Source organism: Streptomyces sp. NPDC006798 (assembly GCF_040635975.1).
Lineage (GTDB): Bacteria > Actinomycetota > Actinomycetes > Streptomycetales > Streptomycetaceae > Streptomyces.
This window is the reverse complement of record NZ_JBEYIS010000013.1, coordinates 86,364-107,458: the sequence shown is the minus strand read 5'-3', so window position 1 is coordinate 107,458 and position 21,095 is coordinate 86,364. Positions and strand designations below refer to the sequence as shown.

The window sequence follows — 21,095 nt, the reverse complement described above, 5'->3', positions numbered from 1 at the left end:
CGGAGAGCGCGGGCGGGGAAACGGAGCTGATCGTCCGGCGGTGACAGGCCATCATGTCGGGCATGGCTACCGTCCTTCTCGCCCTCGCGATCATCTCCACCGGCCTCTACGCGGGCTTTATGCTCACCTTCCGCACGGGCGTCATGCCCGCACTCGCCCAATTGACCGATGAGCAGTTCCTGGCCGCGATGAGACGGATCAACGAGGTCGTACCCCGGCCGCTGTTCGTGCTCACCTTCTTCTCCGTCGTGGTGTTCCCGGCCGTGGCCCTGGCCGTCCCGACCGAGGGCCGGACCACCGCGCAGACCTGGCTGATCGTCGCCGGACTGATCTGCTCCGTGCTCAACCATCTGGTGACCATCGGCGGCAACATCCCGCTGAACAACGCGCTCGCGGCGGCCGAGAAGTCCGCCGGGACCGAAGCGGCCGAACCCCGGACGGGCGGTGCCGGGGGCGGCCGGGGCGCCGACTGGCCGGCGCTCTCCGACAAGGAGGTGCGTACCGCGTTCGAGGGGCCGTGGAACCGGCTGCATCTGATCCGGACCCTGTTCGTCATCGCCGCGTTCGCGCTCCTGGTCGCCGCCGCGCTGGGCTGACCGCGGGCAGTCCGGCCAGGTCCCGATCCCGGTTCGGGTCGGCCGCGGACGACAGCGGTGAATGAGTGCTCATTAATACGCCGGAGTACCGGTCCGCCGTTGTCGGCGCGGACGGAACCCTGGCGGACCGCCGCCGGGAGCCGGCGGTCGGATGCTCCTGAGCCGGGTCCGGGCGGGCGCGGTCCGGGCGGGCGCCGGGCCTCGGCCGGGAGGATTCCGGATCGATACGGCGGCGCCTTCCCCGCCGTCACTTGAGTCCTGGGGCGCCCGGCGCCGTATCTCCGGGTGACCGTGATCGCCGGAGCCCCGGCGGAAACGTGAGGCAGGGGAGGTTCCGGATGGTTCTCGGGTCGGCGCGACTGGTCGAGTGGTGCAGGGGGTTACGCCCCCGGGGGCGTCATGGCGACAGGCACAGGAGCGGTCCGCCGGACCGGTCCCTCCCCGGAGCACCGGGGGCGGACGGCGGCGGTCCGGCCGGTCCGGGAGGCGGCGAGCCGCCCCGCCCCGGACCCGGGAGAGCCGTGGTCAGAAGGCCGAGTTCCCCTGGTACCGGGCGTGGGGGGCGACATGAGAATGCTCTCCTATTTCACTCACCAGTTCGATCTAGGACGCACACTCTCCGCATGAGACTGAGGCGGGCCAATGTGGTGATCACCGCGGTGGCGGTACTCGCGGGCGCCGGGATGGCGACCGGACGGATGCTGACGAGCGAACCGGATCCGCTCGATCTCGGCCCCGTCGTCATCGTCGACCACTCGGCCCCTCATGACGACCGGAGCCGTGACCTCCGTCCGTCGGCGTCGTCCCGTCCGCGTCCGCCCGCGGAGCGCCTGCCGAAGGGTTCGGCGGGTGGTTCTGGGCCGTCCGCCTCGTCCTCCGGTTCGGCTTCGGGCACCCCGGTGGCCCACGGGCCGTCCGCCAAGCAGTCGCCGTCGCGTCAGCCGGGCGGCAGGCCCGTACCCCCGCTCTCGCCGCCGCGCAGCGACGACGACAGACCCGCCCGGCCGACCCCGGGCTCCGGAGAGGAAGAGGACAACGAGGGCGAGGGTGACGACGAGCCCGGTGACTACTCGGACCGGGAGCGGTTCCGGGGCGACTTCGAGGGAGAGGACTAGTGGTGCGGCGGCGTACGGCGAGCGCCCGCTCGCGCATCGTCGGCTGGATGATGCTCCTGGTCGGCGCGGCGCTGGCGGCTCCGGTCGTGGGGATCACCGTGGTCTGGCAGGCCCAGCTCGACGGACAGGTCGACGCCCGGCTGCAGTGGGAGGCGAACCGTTTACGGGTCTTCGCCGAGACCAGGGTGCAGCCCGACGGCAAGCCCTATACGGATGGTGCGTCCCTGCTGAAGGAGTTCCTCCGGGAGAACATCCCCAACCGGGACGAGACCTTTTTCAGCATCGTCGACGGCCAGGCGGACCTGCGCAGCGCGTCGGAGCCGCCGATCCGGCTCGACAAGGACCCCGCCGTGATCGAGCTGCTGTCGTCCCAGGGCCGTCGTGACACCGCCGTGGGCTGGCTGGACTCCTCGGTGGGCAAGGTGCGGTACGGAGTCGTGCCGGTGAAGGTCGCGGGCGACACCCGTGATGTACGGCTGGTGGTACTGGAGTTCCGGGACCGGCAGCTCAAGGAGGAGCGGCAGGTCGCGAAGTTGCTGCTGGCGACCGGCTTCGGCGCGCTGGTCTGCGCCGGGCTGGCGAGCTGGCTGGTGGCGGGCCGGATCCTGGCCCCCGTACGGCTGGTGCGGCAGACCGCCGCCCGGATCGGGGAGTCCGATCTGACCCAGCGGCTCGATGTCCGCGGGGACGACGACGTCGCCGCCCTCGCCCATACCTTCAACCACATGCTGGACCGGCTGGAGCGGGCGTTCACCACCCAGCGGCGCTTTCTCGACGAGGTCGGCCATGAGCTGCGTACCCCCATCACCGTCGTCCGCGGCCACTTGGAGCTGATGGAGAACGGCGGCGGGGAATGGGCCGTCGAGTGGGACGTCACCCGCGCGCTCGTGGTCGACGAACTCGACCGGATGAGCCGGATCGTGGACGACCTCCTCTTACTCGCCAAGGCGGAGCGGCCCGACTTCCTCACGGTCGGGGAGACCAATCTGACCGATCTCATCGTCGATGTGGTCGCCAAGGCCCGGGCCCTGGGGAACCGGCACTGGCGGGTGGCCGCGGTCTCCGAGGCCAGCGTCCTGGTCGACGGGCAGCGGCTCACCCAGGGCCTGATCCAGCTGGCCGCCAACGCGGTACGGCACACCCTCGACGGCGATCTCATCGAGATGGGGTCCGCGGTCCGCGAGGGCCGGATCCTGCTCTGGGTGCGCGATACCGGACCCGGGGTGGGCCCCGTGGACCGGGAACGGATCTTCGGCCGGTTCGTCCAGGCCGGCCGAGTCACCTCACCCGCCCAGGCCGGTACGGGAATCGGCCTCGGGCTGGCCATCGTGCGCGAGATCGCCCAGGCGCACGGCGGAACGGCGTGGGTGGAGGACGCCGAGACGGGCGGAGCCCGTTTCGTACTGGATCTACCTGCCTACTTCCCCTGGCAGAAAGGACACCATGCAACGGATATTGATAGCGGAGGACGAGGCCGGAATCGCCTCCTTCGTCGAAAAGGGGTTGAGGAGCAACGGGTTCGTGACGGCAGTCGTGGGTGACGGTCTCTCGGCGTATGAGCACGCCCGGGCCGGGGACTGCGATCTGATGATCCTGGACCTCGGGCTGCCCGCCGTCGACGGGCTCACGGTCCTCCGGAAGCTGCGCGAGCTGAGGGTGACGCTGCCCGTGGTCATCCTGACGGCCCGGGACAGCGTCTCGGACGTGGTGGCGGGGCTGGAGGGCGGCGCGGACGACTACATCTCCAAGCCCTTCGCGTTCGAGGAGTTACTGGCCCGGGTGCGGCTGAGACTGCGCGGTGAGGGCGGCCCCGAGGCGTCCGTGCTCCGGGTCGGGGACATGGTCCTCGATCTGCGGACCCGGCGGGTCCATGTCGAGGGGCGGGTGGCCGAGCTGTCGGCGCGCGAGTTCGCGCTGGCCGAGGTCTTTCTGCGCAATCCCGACCAGGTGCTGACCCGGGAACAACTGCTCAGCCGGGTCTGGGGCTTCGATTACGACCCGGGTTCCAACATCGTGGACGTCTATGTCCGCTATCTGCGGCGGAAGCTGGGGCCCGACCGGGTGGAGACCATTCGCGGCGTCGGCTACCGGCTCCGGGCCTGAGCCCGGGGCCGCGTACCCGCGTGGCGGCCCCGGCCGCCGGAGGCACGGGAATGGCCGGTACTTGACGGCCGTCGGACGCTCCGAGCCGCGGTGCACGGGCGGGCCCACGCCCGCCGCGGTGAGGTCGGCGACCGGGTAGGAAATGCCCAGGTCGCCGGTCGGTATCCCTGCTCAGGGAGCCGGCCCGGCCCTTTCCGACATCGTTGTCAAATCCTCATTTTCCCAGTGAGAACTCTCTCACTGTGATCTCACGGATGGTTCATCGCATAGGCGCATGCTTCACGGCCAAGACGTCCACCTCCGGATGTCTCGGCCGTCCCAGCTGCCCCGTAGTCCTGTGATCGGTATATGCCTCACCACCCCCGCATATGCCAGAAGGCTTCGGCCGCCGGCTGGGCTCTGCGAGGAGCCTGTTATGAAGCGACTGCTCACCAATGCCCGGAACTTCCGCCACCGCGTCGCCCCCGAGAGCGAGACCTTCCGCCGCTTCGCGGCCGGTCAGACCCCCGGCACCCTGTTCATCAGCTGCTCCGACTCCCGGGTCATCCCCGCCCTGATCACCGGTGCCGTGCCCGGTGAGGTCTTCGAGCTGCGCAACGCGGGCAACATCATTCCGCCCTACGAGCCCAAGCGGGAGTCCGCCGAGTCGGCCACCATCGAGTACGCGGTGGAGGTCCTCAAGGTCCAGGACATCGTGGTCTGCGGGCACTCCCACTGCGGGGCCGTCGGCGCACTCGCCAACGACCAGGACCTGACCGAACTGCCGTGCGTCTCCCAGTGGGTCGCCTTCGCCCGCCCGGCCCTCGCCCCGATGCTGGGCACCCCGCCGGACGACGCGACCCTCGCCACCTACGTCCAGCGGCATGTGATCGCCCAGCTGGAGACCCTGCGCGGCTATCCCGCCGTACGGGCCGCGGTCGACCAGGGCCGGCTCAAGCTGCACGGCTGGTACTACCGCGTCGACACGGCCGAGGTGCTCGAACTCGACGAGCTGCACGGAGTGTTCCACCGCAACTGACTTCTCCCGGGCGAGCCCACCCGGTCCTTACACCCCCCACTCGTATCGGTCCACCGGACGCGAACCCCTCCGGAGCCCCCGCTCTCGGCGCCCCGGACCCCGATGCGGCGAAAGGAACACAGTGTCCACTGAAGAGACAAGTCCCGGTGCGGGACGGCACGCGCGAAGGAGTAGCGGCAGCCCCGCGGGTTCTCCCGCCCCCGCCAGGAAGACCGGTGACTTCGGCGCCGACTTCATGGCGTCCATCGTCGTCTTCCTCGTCGCCCTCCCCCTGTGCATCGGCGTCGCGGCTGCCTCGGGCGTTCCCCCGGCCCTGGGCATCATCACCGGTATCGTCGGCGGGCTGGTCGTCGGCTTCCTGCCCGGCAGCGCCCTGCAGGTGAGCGGCCCGGCCGCCGGACTCGCCGTGCTCTGTCTGGAGTTCGTCACGGAGCACGGCGTCGGCATGCTCGGCCCCGTCGTACTGGCCAGTGGCATCCTGCAGATGATCCTGGGCACGCTGAAGATGGGCCGGGTCTTCCAGTCGATCTCGCTCTCGGTGGTCCAGGGCATGCTCGCGGGGATCGGCGTACCGCTGATCCTGAGCCAGACCTACGCCCTGGTCGATTCCAAGCAGCACGGCACCGCCATTGATAATGTCATGGGCCTGCCAAATCTGGCGAAGGATGTCATCGAGAGCAGCGCCAAGAGCGGCGCTCTGGCCCTCGGTGTCATGGCCGTGGCCATCTGCTTCCTCTGGTACAAGGTTCCGAAGCCGCTCGGCAAGGTCCCCGCGCCCCTGGTCGCCGTGATGCTGGGCAGCATCCTCGCCGCCCTGCCCGCCTTCGACGTCAAGAAGGTCGCCTTCGGGAACATGCTGGACGCGGTGAATGTCCCCGGGATCAGCGACATCTCCGGACTCACCGACCCCGCGGTGCTGATGATGGTGATCACCTTCACCGTCATCGCCTCCGCCGAGAGCCTGTTCAGCGCGGCGGCCGTGGACCGGATGCACACCGGTGCGCGCACCCAGTACAACAAGGAACTCTTCGCCCAGGGCGTCGGTAACGCCGTCTCCGGCGCGCTGGGCGCCATGCCGCTCACCGCGGTCATCGTCCGCAGCGCCGCCAATGTCAACGCGGGCGCCAGGACCAAGATCTCCCGCATTCTGCACGGTGTCTGGCTGCTGGGCTTCGGTCTGCTGCTGCCCGGACTGCTCGGAATGATCCCGATCACCGTCCTCGCGGGCGTCCTGCTCCACGCGGGCTGGAAGCTGTTCAACCCGCCGTCCTTCGTCAAGATGTGGAAGAAGGACCGCGGCGAGGGCCTGGTCATGTTCGTCACCACGGGCGCGATCGTGGCGACCAACCTGCTCGACGGAGTGCTCGGCGGACTGGCCGTCGCGGTGATCCTGACGGCGCTGCGGATGTCCCATATGACCATCCGGACGACCACGGACGGCGACGCCGCCAGGCTCGAACTCAAGGGCAACGCCACCTTCCTGCGGATGCCCAAACTGATCGACGCGCTGGAAGCGATCTCCGACAAGAAGCGGGTCGTCGTCGACGGCCGTGGCATCTCCCATCTGGACATGGCCTGCCAGGCCCAGCTGGAGGGATGGGTCGACCAGCGGCTCAAGGCGGGCGCCGGAAGCACCGAACTCCTCCTCCCGGGAACCGGGACCAAGGACTCCGCCGCCGAGGGAATGCCGGAGACGGCGGATGTCTCCGCCACCCTGCAACAGGAGAAGGTACCGGCCGGGGTCGCCGCCGGCTCGTCCCCCGGACTGCTCGACGGTCCCGCCGCGGACGGTTCGGGCCGGTCGCGACCGGAGCCGGAGGGGGCCCGTCAGGATCCCGAGCCGGAGACCTTCCGGCCGTATGTACCGCCCGCGCAGCCGAACTTCGAGTTCCAGCACGCCATGGGCCAGGGCTATGCGCACGGTCCCGTCGTGTACGGCACCCAGTACGGCCGCCAGCACCAGCACGCCCAGCACCACCAGTACCCGTATCCCCAGCCGTCCTCGTACGGACACGCCCCCGCGCACGGTCCGTACGGTGCCCCCGAGCACGGTCCGTCGTACGGTCGTACGGGCGGATACGGTCAGCCGCCCTACCCGCACCAGCAGTCCCAGGTGCACTACCCGCACCAGACCCAGCAGGCGGGCCACGGCCATCAGCCCCATCCGGGTCACCCGGGCTACCCGCCCCAGTCGAGCCAGCCCGGTCACCAGGCACACCAGACGCATCAGACCCACCAGCCGCAGCAGGCCGGGCAGGGGCCGGGTGGCGGGGAGCCCCCGCACCCCCACCAGCCGCAGCCCGGTCCCGACGGCTATATCTCCGTACCGCCCGGCTACGGCGGCTCGGACGGTTCGTCCGCCCCCGCCCCCGGTCCGAACGGGAACGGCCAGTGGGAGCGGTCGGGGGAGTGGGCGCGGGCCCAGGGCGAGGGGACCCGGCGATGAAACGACCCCTGAGGACCGCCCTCGCCAACGCGTTACATCTGCGCGATCCCGAAGACCGGCGCGACCAGCGGCACCACGGTCACCCCGCGCCCGCCGGGGGCCCCGGCGGCCGTCCCGCCCGCTGCGGCATGGTCCCGTGCGGACTCGACCAGTCCGCACCCGAGTCCGACGGCCCTGCCGACCTCGGAAGACCGGAGTACGGGCGGTCCGAGCACGGTCGGCCGGAGTACGGCCGCCCCGGGCGCGGCGCGGGGCAGCTCCCCGAGCGCCGGCGCTCCGACGCCCGCCGGATCGACTACCGGACCCCGCCGCCCGACCTGTGCGGTCCGGCCGGGACGAAGCCGGGAGCCGGTGGCGGTACGGGCCACCGGACCAGGGCGGCTCAGGGCGGCGCCTCGCCCGGCGAGCCGGGGGAGGACACCCTCTTCCTCTTCCTGAAGTCGCTCCATCAGTTCCTCACGGCACCCCAGGACGTGGCGACGGCGAGGTCCGCGCCGCCCGTCCGGTCCGAGCCTTCCCCGGCGACCGACGCCACGGCGGTCGCGGAGGACGGCGGCGGACACCGCCCGGCACCGGACGGCCCCACCGGGCCGGACACCCCGGGCTGATCGCAGCAGGGGGCGCGCCCGTGAGGGCGCGCCGCCCGCCACCCCAGGACGTCGTCCACGGCGCTCACCATCCCCAGGGACCGTGGACGACCCGCAGGGCCTTTGAGCGGTAACGCGCTTCCCCCACCAGGCCCTTGGAGAGCCCCTTCCGCTGTTCCCCCGTGCGGCGAAGGGGCTCTCCGCAGTTTCCGCGACCGGTCCGGAAGCTCCCCGGATCGGGCGGAGAGAGCTTGACCTCAACCAATGTCGAGGTTGAAGGATGGTCATCGGCGCACCGGACAACCGGGCGCGGATCGCCGTGACGGTGTCGTACCGAATGCCGTCGCGGCCGGACGAAGGAGCACGTCATGGCACCCGAGATCGCCGGAGTCCCCGTACCGCAGGACGATGTGGACGCCGTCCTCGCCCTGGTCGCCGGGGTCGAGCACGCTCAGCAGAACGCACTTCCGGACGCCTTTATGACCGCCTTCCGCCCGGACGCCTTCTGGACCACCGCGCACGGCAGGCGGCTCACCGGTGCCGACGCGATCGGCGCCTTCACCCGGCAGGTGCTGCCCGCCACGGCGGACGACCCGGTGACCGCCTCCTACGAGGCCGAGCACATCCTCTTCATCCGCCCCGACATCGCGGCGGTCAAGGTCCGGCAGCGCCCGGTCACCCGGGACGGCGAGGCGCTCGACGAGGTGTTCCGCGGCCATGCGGACCCGGCCGCCCTGGTCGTGGCGCGCCCCGACGCCGTACCCGGGACCCCGCTGTACGTCCTCGCCAAGGACGAGGGCGTCTGGCGGATCGCCGCCGCGCAGAACACCAAGGTCGTCGACCCGCAGACGCTGGCGTCCCTGGCGTGAGCCCGTCTCGGCCACCTGCCCGCCCGGCCGGGGCGGGCGGGACGGTGCTACGGCCCCGGCCTCCCGGCCGCGGGGGAGTACCCCGGCCGGGAGGTCAGCGCGAGGCGGTCGCGGAGAGCGTCTGCGGCGCGTAGCAGTCGCACGACAGCACCGTGGCGGGCTCGTTTCTGCGCGCGGGAACCGAGATCACCGCGGTCGCGCTGCTCCGTTCCTCGACCCGTCGCCACTCCCGGCCGCCGCCACCCAGCAGCGCGTCCGTGCCGGAGCCCTCGGCGAAGACGACCGTATCGCCGTCGCCCGAGCCCGCCAGGCGGTGTTCCCGGACGAGGGAGCAGGTCACCAGGGAGCCGCCGGACTGCAGCCGGAACACCGGCGCCCCGGTCTCCGTAGCGCGGTAGGTGTAGCCGCGGATCAGCCGTTCGTCGGCGAGACCGGAGACGTACGACCGCAGCCCGGTGGTGAACGGGCCCGGGGTGAACCGCCGCTCGGCGGCGACCGCCTCGGCGGACCGGGGCCCGGTGGCCGGTCCGCTCAGCGACGTGGCCAGGGTGTCGCAGATCGCGCGGTCGGCGGCGGGGGTGGACGAGGTGCGGATGGTGCCGGTCGCGGCCCGGTCGGGCGGTGGCAGTACCGGCGTACCCGGCCGGACCAGGTCCCGCGGCGCTCCGGCCGCCGGATCGTGGGCGGTGAAGTCCGGCCGGGTCGCGGACGGCGGCGCGGCGGCGGTCTCGGGGGCGGTGACCACCCAGGAAGCCACCGCAGCCCGCCACGGCCCCTCCGGTTCCCGCTGGACGAAGTAGTGGAGCGCCGACGTCCGGTCCGTCTCCCGGTCCTCCCACTTGCTGACCGCCGCGAACCACCGCGGATAGTCCCGGTCGTGCCGGGCGTCCGGAATCAGAAACGTCGGCCTGCGGAAGCCCGCCCTCGGCAACTCGGCCCCCGTACGCCGGGCGACGGTGTACTCCGCCAGCGACTCGGCGAGCAGCGGACCCGTCTGGACCGCGCGGATCGCGGAGCCGTCGAGAGCCGCGTCGGCTGCCGCGTTGGCCCCGGCGTACGCCTCGAAGACCCGCTGGGCCTCCTGGGCCCGGACCGCCACGGGCCCCGGCGGCAGCGCGGCCCGGCCCGGGCCGCCGGACTCGGCCGGACCCGTCGAACCGCCGGTGGCGCCACAGCCCGTCGCCAGAGTCGTCAGCAGTACGAGACCGGCTGCGCCGAGCCGGGCGAGTGGGCGTGTCACGGCGGGTTGCCTCCGGGTCGTATGGTTCCTCCCCGTCAGCCTAATCCGGGGTACGGGCGGGCGGCTCGGTCCGGTCGCCGCGACGGCCGGGTGAGCCGCCGGCCACCGGTCAAAGGGCGCTGTGAGTGCCCCCGGTTGGATCTACCGGGGACCGAGCCTTCCCGCCTCGCCGCGGTCCGGGAGCCGTACGACACCGTGGCCGAGGACTACGTCGCGGCATCCTGGCCTACTACTCCACCCACCACACCCCCCCCGGAGCTGCCGCCGGTCGGGTTCGCCGAACCCCACCGCACCCCGGCACCCGGCGGATATCTCCTCCTCGCCGGGCACGTGGGCACCGGTGAGCCCCACCGTCCCACCTTCGGCCATGGCGGCCACCCGGTGTCCTGCGCGTCGTACCGGCTGCCGGCGCCCCGGCTCGCCGAGCTGCTGAACCGGCCGGATTCGCCATCCAGCTCGGCTGGTGCAGGAGCCCGACGAGGAACTGAACTGGAAGTTCGCCAGCTTCCTGGCCCGTAAGCCGACTATCAAGGCGTCGGCCTGACGTTCTCACCCCCTGAGCTGTCCGGACGAGCCGGGAAACGGGGTACGGGCCGGTCGGTCCGGGTCAGTGCGTAGACCAGGACGGCGAGGGCGGCGACGGCGGTGGCCGTACGGGCGAGGTTGAACAGCTCCCAGCGGCGCAGTACGTCGGTGTGGTTCTCCGGCGGGACCGTCGCGGCCCACTTCTTGATCCGGGCGTTGATCGGGACGTTTCCGAACCGGGTGATCAGGAAAGTGGCGACGGTCAACAGCCCCGCCGCGCCCGCGAGTATCCGTTCCCGGAGGCGGTCCGGGCCGAACGCCGGGAGGGTGAGGGCGAAGGAGCCGACGGCGGAGAGCGCCATCGCGCCCTGCACGGTGATGCCGTTCATCCGCATCAGCTCGGTATGGAAGTCCAGTCGCAGCTCCAGAGGCACCGCTCCGAACGCCGGCACGAGATTGGCGGCGCCGTAGCAGAGCGCTCCGGCGAGCAGTCCGGTACAGAGCAGGGTCAACCGGCGGACGGCGGACAGGAGACGGACACGGTGGTCGGACGGGGGTGGCATGACGCGGCTCTCCACGGGGAGTCGGGATGGTGGAGTACAGCTGTGGTTCCCGGTGCCTCGGTACGATAGGAAGCAGCCGTAAAGCCGACAAGGGTGTAAGAGTTCACCGTGATGACACAGCCTGCCGTGCCTCCCGTCTCCGACGACCCCGTCCCGGCGTCCGGCGGCCGTCAACCGCCCAGAAAGCGCCGGGCCGACGCCGAACGCAGCCGGGCCGCCATCCTCGACGCCGCCGTCCGGCTGCTGCGGGTCCGCCCCGACGCCGGGCTCGAGGCCGTCGCCCGGGCCGCCGGGCTGACCCGGCAGACCGTCTACGCGCACTTCGCCTCCCGGGAGGCGCTGCTCGCCGCCGTCGTCGACCGGATCACGGCGGAGGCGCTGGCCGCGATGGAGTCGGCGGCGCTGGACGAAGGACCGGCGGCGGACGCGCTGCTGCGGTTCCTCGACGCCTCCTGGCGGCCGTACGAGAACTACGCGTCGCTGCTCCACTCGGTCGCCGCGACCGTGACGCCCGCCTCCGGCCGGGCCGACCGCGACCGGCACGAGCCCGTAGCCGAACGGCTGGCCCGGCTGGTGGAACGGGGCATCCGCGCGGGCGAGTTCGCCCCCGGTCTCTCCCCGGAGTGGCTGGTGACCACCTTGATCGCGGTGGGGCACGCCGCCGGGGAGACCGTCCACTCCGGCCGGATGACCCTCGCCGAGGCCCGGGAGACCCTCGATGCCACGGCGCTCCGGCTGCTCGGCGCCCGGCCCGGGCCGAAGGCGGCCACCCCCGTGTGAACCGGGTCCCTCACGTCCCTCGTCGGGGTACTGCACCCGTCGGCCGGGCGTGGGCCCCGGCGGACCGGCTCCGGGACGGCCTACCCTGGCCAGCCGGGGCGCCGGTGGTGGACGCCGCCCGGCCGACGGTGCCGAACGGCGACGGCCGGCGGTGACGACGACCGGCCCCGGGCGGCGCCGTTCGGCGACCGGCGGGGGGAGACGACGCGGTGGGAGAGGACGGCACCAGTGATGAAGGCGATCCGGTTCGGGGAGTTCGGCGGGCCCGAGGTACTGCGGCTGGTCGATACCGACACGCCCGACCCAGGCCCCGGGCAGGTCCGGCTGAGGGTCGTCGCGGCGGCCGTGAACCCCATCGACTACAAGATCCGCAGTGGATCGATGGCGGGCGTCTTCACCACCCGGCTGCCCGCCACCCCGGGTGCCGAGGCCGCCGGGGTCGTGGACGCCGTCGGCGACGGCGTCGGCCATCTGGCCGTGGGCGACGAGGCGTTCGGCTTCACCGACACCGGCGGCTACGCCGAGTACGCCCTGGCGTCCACTGTCGTCCGGAAGCCCGAGGAGCTCTCCTTCGAGGAGGCCGCCGCGCTCAGCCTGGTCGCCGAGACCGCCCAGCGCACCCTCGATCTGCTGGCCCTCGCCGCCGGGGAGACCGTACTGATCCACGGCGCGGCGGGCGGTGTGGGTACGGCCGCCGTCCAGCTCGCCCTGGCCCGGGGCGCCCGGGTCGTCGGCACCGCGTCCCCCGCCCGCCACTCCGCCCTCAGGGCCCTGGGAGTCACCCCCGTCGCCTACGGCAACGGCCTGGTCGCCCGGGTCCGCGAGGTGGCCCCCGACGGGATCGACGCCGTCCTCGACACGGCGGGCAAGGGCGCCCTGCCGGACTCCGTCGAACTGCGCGGCGGGACGGCCGACCGGATCGTCACCATCGCCGACCCGGCCGCCGCCGAATACGGGGTCGTCTACTCGTCCAGGGCCGTACGCGACATCGGTCAGCTCGGCGAGCACGCCCGGCTGGCCGCCGAGGGCCGGCTGCGGATCCCGGTCGCCGAGGTGTTCCCGCTGGCCGACGCGGGCCGCGCCCAGGACGCGAGTGAGCACGGCCACGCCCCGGGGAAGCTCGTCCTCAAGCCCTGACCGGTGCGCCCCGGCGGGGAGGACGACGGCCTCCGTCACCCCGGGCCGGGGCGCTCCGGTGCCACCTTCGGCAGCAGCCGGGCCAGCGGGGCCGGAAGTCACCAGGCCCGCCGCCCCGGCAACTGCACGGCGGCCGGGACGGTCAGACAGCGGATCACGACCGCGTCCAGCAGGATCGCGGCGGCCGGACCGAGCCCCGAACTGCTGGAGCGTCCGGTCCGGGCTGAGGACGAACGCCGCGAACACCACGATCATGATGGCCGCCGCCGCCGTGATGACCTTGCCCGTGGTGGCAAGGCCTTCCCGGACCGCGAGCCCCGCGTCCCGGGAGCGCTCCCACTCCTCGTGGACCCCGGATATGAGGAACACCTCGTAGTCCACGGAGAGGCCGAAGACGATCGCGAAGGTCATCACCGGGATGACCGCCTCGACGGGACCGGGCTCCACCCCGAACCAGCCGTGCTGGAAGAGCAGGGTGATCACCCCCAGGCCGCCGCCACGGAGGGCAGATTGAGCAGCGCCGCCTTCAGCGGCACCAGCAGCGAGCGGAACACCACCGTCAGCAGCAGAGTGGAGAGACCCACCACGACGATCACGAAGAGCGGCAGCCGTGATTCCACCGCGTCCGCGAAGTCCCGGGTGGCCGCGGTCGATCCGCCGACCGGATACTCGGCGTCCGTCCGCCGCGCCGGCTCCGGCAGTACCTCGCCCCGCAGCCGGCGCACCGGCTCGGTCGTCTCCTCGTCCTGGGGTGCCGTCGACGGATAGGCGATGACGGTGGCGACCGTGCCGTCCGCCGTCGGCAGGGCGGGGGCCGTCGCGGCGATGCCCGCCGTACGCCGCAGGACGGTCCGCAGCTCGTCCACGGCCCCGCCGTCACCCCGGGCCACCACCACCACCAGTGGCCCGTTGAAGCCGGGGCCGAAGCACTCCGCCATCAGGTCGTACGCCTCCCGGCTGGCCGAACCGGGGTTGTCGTTGCCCGCGCCGGCGAAACCGAGCCGCAGCCCCAGGGCCGGGGCCGACAGCACCAGCAGTCCCAGCACCGCCGCGAGCAGTACCGGCAGCGGCCTGCGCCGCACGGCCGTCGCGAGCCGCCGCCAGCGGGCTCCTTCCCGCCCGCCCCGGGCCCGGTGATGCCGCCCGCTTCAGTACCTTCCGTTCGATCCCGGCGCCGAACACCGCGAGCAGGGCGGGCAGCAGCGTCAGCGACGCGGACATGGTCACCAGCACCGTCAGGGCGACGGCGAGCGCCACCCCCTGAAGGGAGCCGAGGCCCAGGGTGACCAGGCCCATCAGGGCGATGGTCGCGGTTCACGAGGCCCGCGTACCACCAGAGTTGCGATCCGGGCTCCGGGGCCACCACTCCGGCGCCACGCCCGTCGCCGGTCAGCCGGGACGAGGCGAGGAAGCGGGCGAGACGCGAGCGACGGGCGACATCCGTACCTGCCGGCATGTCGGCGGCGTAGGAGAGCCCGTCACTCGGCGTCATCACCGCTGTGGAGTAGGTGCCGCCGCCCGGCTCGCGACTTCCGTGGTACGCGCCCGGCCCCGCCCCGCAACCCGTGGCGTACGGCATCTGCCACCGGTCGTGCTCGGCGGCCGTCGGCTCAGTCGGCGATGTCGACCCCGTAGCCACGGGCGAGCGCGTCCAGGCCGTGGTCATAGCCCTGCCCGACCGCGCGGAACCGCCACAGCGGACCCCGGCGGTACAACTCGGCGAGCAGCAGGGTGCGTTCCGTGGTGGCGGCGTCCAGGGTGGCCCGGGCCAGGGGCGCCGCCCCGAGCCCGGGGGAGACGGCGACCTGGACCGCGCCGACGTCCCCGAACGCCGGTGTCCCGTCGATCGCCGCCGCCACGGCGATCCGGTGGCAGCCGGGCGGGAACGCGGCCAGGTCGACGGCGACGGTCTGCTCCGCCGGGCCGTCGGCGAGGAGGCGTACCGTGCCCGCCGGATTCTCCGGGGCGCCGTAGAAGACGAAGTCCTCGTCGAAGGAGACCTGTTCGTCCTCGTCCAGCACGAACGCGACGACATCGATCTCGCAGCCGTCCCGGGGCGCCCAGGCCGCGGTGATGTGCCAGGCCGGGGCGGGAGCCCCGGCGGGGGGCACGGGCAGATCGACGACCCCGCCCCGGGGCAGTACGTCCGGCGCCCCCGTCCCGGCCCGGCCCCTCTCGCCTGCCGACGGCGCGGGGGCCGTCGGCGCGTCGAGCCAGGGCGCCTGGTGCACGGGGAGTTCCAGTTCGGTGATGCGCCGGATGCGGCGGTCCCGCTCACCTCCGCCCAGCAGCAGGACGTCCGTGACGCTGCGCGAGAGGTTCACGGCGGCCGACGCGCCCAGTTCGACGACACGGGTCCGCGCGGCGGCGGCCTCGGGGTGCGTACCGCCGAGGACGAGGACCCGCCGCCCGGCGAGCGGCCGGACCCCTGCGGACCCGGACCCGGTCCCCGAGATCTCCCGAGCTTCCGACGCCTCCGGCGGTCGCGGTGCCGGGACCGCGGCTCGCGGCGGCGGGACGGGCGACTCCCATTCCGGTTCCGGCCGGGTGCGGTCGGCCGGGACCTCTGCCGGGGCCGGGGCCGTTGCCGGGACCTCTGCCGGGGCCGTTGCCGGGCCCGCCGGTGCCGTCGCTGTCCCCGCCGCCGTCCCGCTCGCGGCCGTCCGGTGCGGGGTTCCCGCGCGGACGTCCCGCAGCAGCCCCAGATACGTGTGCTCGTCGACGACGGGCACACGTTCGGCGGCGGCCCGCCGGGCCTTCGTGGAGTCCGCCGCCGACGCGTTGGTGACCAGCAGACTGGTGTGGCGGCTGACCGACCCCATCATGTTCAGTCCGGCCGCGACCGACCGGGCGACCAGTTCGGCGCGTGAGGTCTCCGTCTCGCCGGTGATGGCGATCTTCATGCCCTGGACGAGGGGGCCGCCGGTCCACCACCGTCCCGGATTGCGGTACGCGCACGGGGTCTTCGGCGGGTTGGGGGCGAACTGCGGGTCCTGCCGGGGCGGACAGGGCACCAGGGGCAGCGGCAGATCCAGCCCCGCCGCCTCCCGCAGCGTGGCCCGGAAGATCCCGGCCAGGACCCGGGTGTCGTCGAGGGCGTCGTGCGCCCGGGTCTGCCGTACGCCGTAGTGGGCGGCGAGGGTCCCCAGTGTCATGTCGCGCGTCGGCGGATCCACCTGCCGGTTGAGCGCCAGGGTGCACAGCCGCCGCGACACGGGCAGGAAAAGCCTGGCCCGGGCGAACTCGTGGGCGAGGAAGTCGTAGTCGAACTGCGCGTTGTGGGCGACCAGGACCCGGTCCTGGAGCATCGCCCCGATCTTCCCCGCCACCTGGTCGAAGGTGGGTGCCCCGCGGAGCCGCTCGGCGGTCAGACCGTGGATGTGGACGGGTCCGGGGTCGCAGCCGGGATCCAGCAGTGTCGAGAACTCCTCGACCGGTTCCCCGTCCGGCCCGAGGGTCAGGACCGCGACCGAGAGCACCCGGTCGCGCCGGGCGATCAGGCCGGATGTCTCCACATCGACCAGAGCCCAGTCGAAGGCGTAGCCGCGGAGGCTGGACACGTCGGTTTCCAGGGTTCTCAGGCTCATCGGTCAAGGATGATCCGGGATGTGACGCCCCTTCAACCAGAAGCGGCTATTGCCCGACTATGTGCGGTCGGTCGCCCTGGCCGGCGGGCTGTCCCGTGTGCCCGTCGGGTGTACGTGTCACCCGTTCCCGCGCCCCCGTATACGGCCGGGCGGGCCCGCGCGGCCCGTAACCGGTGAACCCGCGACCCTCCCTACCGCGCCCGGCCCGGCGCCGTCGGCGGAAACCGATATCACCGGATCCGAGCGCGTCGGAATTACCGGGTGATAGCCAGGTGCCCGTCCTACGCTTCTGCTGTCCCTGAATCAACCGGCGGCGGGGTATCGACATTTCGATTTCCCGACCGCCCGATGGAGAGGAACTTGCTGTGAACCCTGTTGGACATGGAGTCTTCAACGTTCGCGACTACGGTGCCATCGGTAACGGTACGACCAATGACACGGCCGCGATCCAGGCCGCTCTGAACGCGGCCCGGACGGCCGGCGGCGGAACGGTGGTGATACCCCTCGGCACCTATGCCGTGAACGGCTTCCTGGTGGTCTTCAGTAATACTCGGATATCCGCCTACGGGGCGACCATCCGCTCCGTAGCGACCGACATGGGCATTCTGCGGAACTTCCTTCCGACTGATTCCTATCCCCTCTACTCGGGGAACTCCGGGATCGTCGTCGAAGGCGGCATCTGGGACGGCAACGCGGCCGACCAGGGGCAGGGAACCGTCACCGGGGCCACCAATGTCATGGCATTCATCCACGCCCGGGACATCACCATCCGGGACGCCGTGATCCGCAATATCTCGGGGGCGCACGGTGTGGAGTTCAACGCCATCGACAGCGGTCGGATCCTCAACTCCCGTTTCGAGGGCTTCAAGGACAACACGACCGCGCAGGACCGCGGCTTCTCCGAAGCCGTCCAGCTGGACATCGCTCGGAGCGGCAGCTCGTCCCTTCCCCCGAACGACTGGACGACCTGCCGGAACATCCTGATCCAGGGCTGCTGGTTCGGCCGATCCGACCGGCTCGGGGCCGCCGGTCGTGCCATCGGCGGCCACACCGCGGAGACCGGGCGTACCTATGACAACATCCAGGTCATCGGCTGCCGGATCGAAGGGGCACTTCAGGAGGGCATCCAGGGCTTCAACTGGCGCTACTCCGTCATCGCCGACAATGTCATCAGCGGGACCGGCGGGACGGGAATCCTGATGGCCGTGACCAATCCCCAGGTGGTCGACGTGTCCTCCGTCGTCATCAAGGGGAATGTCGTCACCAATGCCGGTCCCAGGCCCGGTACGTCCGGGATCCGGGTCGAGGGCAACCACCTCAACCGGATCCCCGGGGTCGTCATCGCGGACAATGTCGTCCGCGACATCCTGGGCAACGGTATCCAGGCGGAGGACTGTCCGGAAGCGAGTATCTCCGGCAACAAGGTGGAGGCGACGGACAGTACCGGGATCTACGCGGTGAACTCCGAAGGCGCATCCGTCACCGGAAACGTCACTTCCCGTACGAAGTCGAACGGGATCAACATCGGAGGGTCGATAGGAGCGACCGTCTCCGGTAACACCATTCGTACGACGACCACGAACCACGGGGTTTATGTCGGGGCGGGCCGGGCCGCCGCCGCGGACGTCGTCATCTCGGGGAACAACATTCGCGGTGCGGCGGTGGCGGGTATCCGCCTCGCGGCCGGATCCAAGGACTGCACGGTCACCGGAAACCGGGTGGAGGCCACCGGGGGTACCCAGAACGGCATCACCCTCACCGCGGACTCCACCGGTGCGGCCGTCGTGGGCAACGACTTCTCCGGCAACGGCTGGACGGCGGCGACGGCGATCGTGTCCGCCGGCTCGGCGCCCCGGCTCGACTGGGCGGGCGGCGGTACCGCGCCCGGCCACAACCTGATCTGACCCTGCCTCCGCCCCGCCCCGCCCGCTGCCTCCGCTCCGCGCCGGGACGTCCCGAGCCGTCCCGACCGGAGCCGGGCCGGGGGCCGGGTTCGGTCGGGGCGGGGCTGAGAGGCGCGCGTCCGCGGCCGGGTACCGAAAGGTGCCCGGCCGCGGTCCGCTCCGGCCGCCCGGACCCGCTCGCCGGACCGCCCGACTGCCCGGACCCGACCGCCCGCTCCGGCCGGCCCCGTCGTCACCAGGACGACTTGGTGACCCCGGGCAGGAATCCCGCGTGCGCCTGCTCCCGCATCCGTACCCGCGAGAGTCCGAACGCGCGCAGATGCCCCCGTGGGCGGCCGTCCACACTGTCGCGGTTGCGGACCCGGGTGGCGCTCGCGTCCCGTGGCTGACGGCGCAGTTCCGCCTGGGCTTCGGCGCGCTCGGCCGGGGTGGAGGCCGGGCGGCGGATGATCTCCTTCAGCTCGGCGCGGCGTACCGCGTACCGCGCGACGACCTCCTTGCGCCGCTCGTTCCGCGCGATCTTGCTCTTCTTCGCCATCAGACCTTCTCCCCCCGGGCGCGGATCCGGGCGACCGCGGCGGTCACGCCGATCGTGTCCACGGTCCTGATCCCCCGGACGCTCAGGGTCAGCCGGACATAGCGCCCCTCTCCGGGCAGCCAGTACCGCTTGCGCTGGAGGTTCGGGTCGAACCTGCGCGAGGTGCGCCGGTGCGAGTGGGAGATGGAGTTGCCGAAGCCGGGCTTGGCGCCGGTGAGCTGGCAGTAGGTGGCCATGGGGGGAGATGTCCCCTTCCGCTCTTATCGAGAATGAAAACCGTTGTCATATACTAGCCTCATGGCACGCAACGAACTCCGCCCGGTGATCAAGCTCCGCTCCACCGCGGGCACCGGCTTCACCTATGTGACGCGCAAGAACCGCCGTAACCACCCCGACCGGCTGGTGCTGCGCAAGTACGACCCGGTCGTCCGCCGGCATGTCCTCTTCCGCGAGGAGCGATAACCCCCGGCGCCCCAGGTCCGACTCCCGACCCCGAACGCGAACCCGAACCGAGCCCCGCTCCGCCCACCGCAGAAGGACCCCGCCCATGAAGCCCGGAATCCACCCCGCCTACGGCCCCGTCGTCTTCCGCGACTCCGCCTCCGGATTCGCCTTCCTCACCCGCTCCACCATGACCGGCGACAAGACCGTGGTCTGGGAGGACGGCGCGGCCTATCCGGTGGTCGACGTGGAGATCTCCTCGGCCAGCCACCCCTTCTACACGGGCAACGCCCGGGTGGTGGACACCGCCGGACGGGTCGAACGGTTCGAGCGCCGCTACGGAGCCCGCTGATGGACCAGGGACACCGCCTCCCCGTCGCGATCGTCGCCGGGCTGCCCGCCGAGGCCCGCGAACGGGTGGTCGAAGAGCTGCTGCGGAGCCTCCCCGGCAGCGTCGCCCTGCACCTCGATCCGGCCGGGGCGCCCGGCCGCGCCGTGCTCCGTACCGTCCGCGACGGTGCCGGTCCGCTCGCCGCCGAGGAGATCCCGCTGGTCGACGACTGCGTCTGCTGTGCGCTCCGGGCCGATCTCGGCCCCGAGCCGGAGCGGCTCGCGGCCGACGGCGCGACCCGGCTCGCCGTCGTCGAGCTGTGGGACTCGATCGAGCCCAGGGCCGTGGCCGAGTCCGTCGCGGCGTACGGCGGCGACCGGCTCCTCGTCACGGGCGGGCTCACGGCGGTGGACCCGGCGCTCGTCCTGCCGTACCTCGGCAACGGCGACGACCTCGCCGAACGCGGTCTCGCCTCCGCCCCACGGACCGGCGGACCGTCGGCGGCATTGGGGCCCGCCAACTGGAGTACGCCCCCGTCCTCGCCGTGATCGACGGGGGCGGGGCCGACGACGAGGACCGTGCGCTCCCCGCCCGACCGCACCCCACCGCCCGGCGGGACGCCGCCGATTCACCCGGACTCGCGGCCGCCGCCCTCGCGGGCTTCGACACCGAGGCCACCGCGGCGGCCGGGCACCCCGCGTGCGCGCTGCTGCCGCAGAACGCCGACGAGGCCGGTGTCGCCACCCTCCTCGCCCGGGACGCGGCGGGCGGGGCGCTCTGCGTCGAGGCCACCGGCCCCTGGCCGGCGTCCCTGCCCGACGCGGCCGGGGAGGCGGTGCCGCCGGTACGCCGCGCGGTCGCCGCGCTCGGCTGGCACCCCGACCACGGCGACCGCTGCCGGCGTCTGGTCTTCACCTCGCCCGGCCTCGAACGCCTCCTCGACTCCTGTCTGCTGACGGACGCCGAGTACGCCTCCGGGCGCGAGGCGTGGCGGCGGCTGCCCGCGGCCTTCGATCTGCCGCTCGACACCGCCTGACGCCCCGGTACTCGGCGCCGCGGCACGGGCCCGGGCGGTCCGCCGGGCCCGTGTCACAGTTCTGTACCCAGGGGCGAACGGCATTTCCCGGTACGGCCGTTACCGGAGAGTATGGGCGCGGTGAGCGGGCTCGACGGCCGTTCGGACCCGGTCGGGAACGGAGACCGGGAACGAGCGTGTCACGGGACCGTCGCCGACCGGTCCCAACCGCGTCGCACCGGCGCCACCTTGATCCTTGTACGTCGCATTGGATCGCATAGGCTGCCGGCACCGCGCGGA

The 21,095-nt window shown here is 72.4% G+C and carries 18 protein-coding genes and 2 pseudogenes; 14 read left to right on the top strand and 6 right to left on the bottom strand.

Translation table 11 applies throughout. The features are described from left to right. Nucleotides 1–62: 62 nt before the first annotated feature. The 8 genes from ABZ714_RS11630 (at nt 63) to ABZ714_RS11595 (ending at nt 8,734) form a co-directional block, all read left to right on the top strand. Nucleotides 63–596, top strand: coding sequence for an anthrone oxygenase family protein (locus ABZ714_RS11630; RefSeq protein ID WP_358824990.1), 534 nt, complete (start codon nt 63–65; stop codon nt 594–596). Between the two features lie 623 nt (nt 597–1,219). Continuing rightward, a complete protein-coding gene (locus ABZ714_RS11625) occupies nt 1,220–1,711 on the top strand; it encodes a hypothetical protein (protein WP_358824989.1) in 492 nt (163 codons plus the stop codon). A 47-nt stretch (nt 1,712–1,758) separates the two neighbouring features. Further along, on the top strand, nt 1,759–3,252 hold the full coding sequence (locus tag ABZ714_RS11620) for a HAMP domain-containing sensor histidine kinase (protein WP_358825047.1): 1,494 nt from the start codon (nt 1,759–1,761) through the stop codon (nt 3,250–3,252). Beyond that, complete coding sequence (locus ABZ714_RS11615) at nt 3,155–3,814, top strand: response regulator transcription factor (protein WP_358824988.1); 660 nt, start codon at nt 3,155–3,157, stop codon at nt 3,812–3,814. The genes ABZ714_RS11620 and ABZ714_RS11615 overlap by 98 nt, the downstream gene beginning before the upstream one ends. 415 nt (nt 3,815–4,229) lie before the next feature. Further along, nucleotides 4,230–4,832, top strand: a complete 603-nt coding sequence (locus ABZ714_RS11610; protein WP_358824987.1) for a carbonic anhydrase — start codon at nt 4,230–4,232, stop codon at nt 4,830–4,832. Between the two features lie 121 nt (nt 4,833–4,953). Beyond that, nucleotides 4,954–7,278 carry a SulP family inorganic anion transporter gene (locus ABZ714_RS11605; RefSeq protein WP_358824986.1) on the top strand — a complete coding sequence of 775 codons (2,325 nt, stop codon included), beginning with the start codon at nt 4,954–4,956 and terminating at the stop codon, nt 7,276–7,278. A gap of 128 nt (nt 7,279–7,406) precedes the next feature. After that, a complete protein-coding gene (locus ABZ714_RS11600; protein WP_358824985.1) occupies nt 7,407–7,886 on the top strand; it encodes a hypothetical protein in 480 nt (159 codons plus the stop codon). Between the two features lie 347 nt (nt 7,887–8,233). Beyond that, nucleotides 8,234–8,734 carry an SgcJ/EcaC family oxidoreductase gene (locus ABZ714_RS11595; protein WP_358824984.1) on the top strand — a complete coding sequence of 167 codons (501 nt, stop codon included), beginning with the start codon at nt 8,234–8,236 and terminating at the stop codon, nt 8,732–8,734. A 94-nt stretch (nt 8,735–8,828) separates the two neighbouring features. Here the strand turns inward: ABZ714_RS11595 and ABZ714_RS11590 are convergent, their stop codons facing one another. Together ABZ714_RS11590 and ABZ714_RS11585 are read right to left on the bottom strand one after the other, a co-directional pair. Further along, complete coding sequence (locus ABZ714_RS11590) at nt 8,829–9,974, bottom strand: hypothetical protein (protein WP_358824983.1); 1,146 nt, start codon at nt 9,972–9,974, stop codon at nt 8,829–8,831. A 527-nt stretch (nt 9,975–10,501) separates the two neighbouring features. Next, on the bottom strand, nt 10,502–11,062 hold the full coding sequence (locus tag ABZ714_RS11585) for a DUF1772 domain-containing protein (RefSeq protein WP_358824982.1): 561 nt from the start codon (nt 11,060–11,062) through the stop codon (nt 10,502–10,504). Nucleotides 11,063–11,173: 111 nt separating this feature from the next. On the opposite strand from ABZ714_RS11585, the gene ABZ714_RS11580 reads away from it, so the two are divergent. Together ABZ714_RS11580 and ABZ714_RS11575 are read left to right on the top strand one after the other, a co-directional pair. Further along, nucleotides 11,174–11,842, top strand: a complete 669-nt coding sequence (locus ABZ714_RS11580; protein WP_358824981.1) for a TetR/AcrR family transcriptional regulator — start codon at nt 11,174–11,176, stop codon at nt 11,840–11,842. Between the two features lie 231 nt (nt 11,843–12,073). Beyond that, a complete protein-coding gene (locus ABZ714_RS11575; RefSeq protein ID WP_358825046.1) occupies nt 12,074–12,979 on the top strand; it encodes an NADP-dependent oxidoreductase in 906 nt (301 codons plus the stop codon). A gap of 98 nt (nt 12,980–13,077) precedes the next feature. Here the strand turns inward: ABZ714_RS11575 and ABZ714_RS11570 are convergent. Beyond that, a pseudogene (locus ABZ714_RS11570) lies at nt 13,078–14,284 on the bottom strand (MMPL family transporter); the annotation flags it as partial. 305 nt (nt 14,285–14,589) lie between these two features. Next, nucleotides 14,590–16,566 (bottom strand): TerD family protein, encoded by a 1,977-nt coding sequence (locus ABZ714_RS11565; protein ID WP_358824980.1) that lies wholly within the window; start codon nt 16,564–16,566, stop codon nt 14,590–14,592. Nucleotides 16,567–16,931: 365 nt separating this feature from the next. Here ABZ714_RS11565 and ABZ714_RS11560 point away from each other — a divergent pair, with 365 nt between their 5' ends. Beyond that, a complete protein-coding gene (locus ABZ714_RS11560) occupies nt 16,932–18,470 on the top strand; it encodes a right-handed parallel beta-helix repeat-containing protein (RefSeq protein ID WP_358824979.1) in 1,539 nt (512 codons plus the stop codon). A gap of 232 nt (nt 18,471–18,702) precedes the next feature. Here the strand turns inward: ABZ714_RS11560 and rpsN are convergent, their stop codons facing one another. Together rpsN and rpmB are read right to left on the bottom strand one after the other, a co-directional pair. Then, a complete protein-coding gene (gene rpsN / locus ABZ714_RS11555) occupies nt 18,703–19,008 on the bottom strand; it encodes a 30S ribosomal protein S14 (protein ID WP_358824978.1) in 306 nt (101 codons plus the stop codon). Continuing rightward, nucleotides 19,008–19,244, bottom strand: coding sequence for a 50S ribosomal protein L28 (rpmB, locus tag ABZ714_RS11550; protein WP_358824977.1), 237 nt, complete (start codon nt 19,242–19,244; stop codon nt 19,008–19,010). The genes rpsN and rpmB overlap by 1 nt, the downstream gene beginning before the upstream one ends. Before the next feature lie 61 nt (nt 19,245–19,305). Between rpmB and rpmG the strand changes: the two genes are divergently transcribed. The 3 genes and pseudogenes from rpmG (at nt 19,306) to ABZ714_RS11535 (ending at nt 20,816) form a co-directional block, all read left to right on the top strand. After that, nucleotides 19,306–19,470 (top strand): 50S ribosomal protein L33, encoded by a 165-nt coding sequence (gene rpmG, locus ABZ714_RS11545; protein ID WP_358824976.1) that lies wholly within the window; start codon nt 19,306–19,308, stop codon nt 19,468–19,470. An 85-nt stretch (nt 19,471–19,555) separates the two neighbouring features. Then, a complete protein-coding gene (locus ABZ714_RS11540; RefSeq protein ID WP_358824975.1) occupies nt 19,556–19,801 on the top strand; it encodes a type B 50S ribosomal protein L31 in 246 nt (81 codons plus the stop codon). Then, a pseudogene (locus tag ABZ714_RS11535) lies at nt 19,801–20,816 on the top strand (cobalamin biosynthesis protein CobW). The gene ABZ714_RS11540 and the pseudogene ABZ714_RS11535 overlap by 1 nt, the downstream one beginning before the upstream one ends. Nucleotides 20,817–21,095 lie beyond the last annotated feature (279 nt).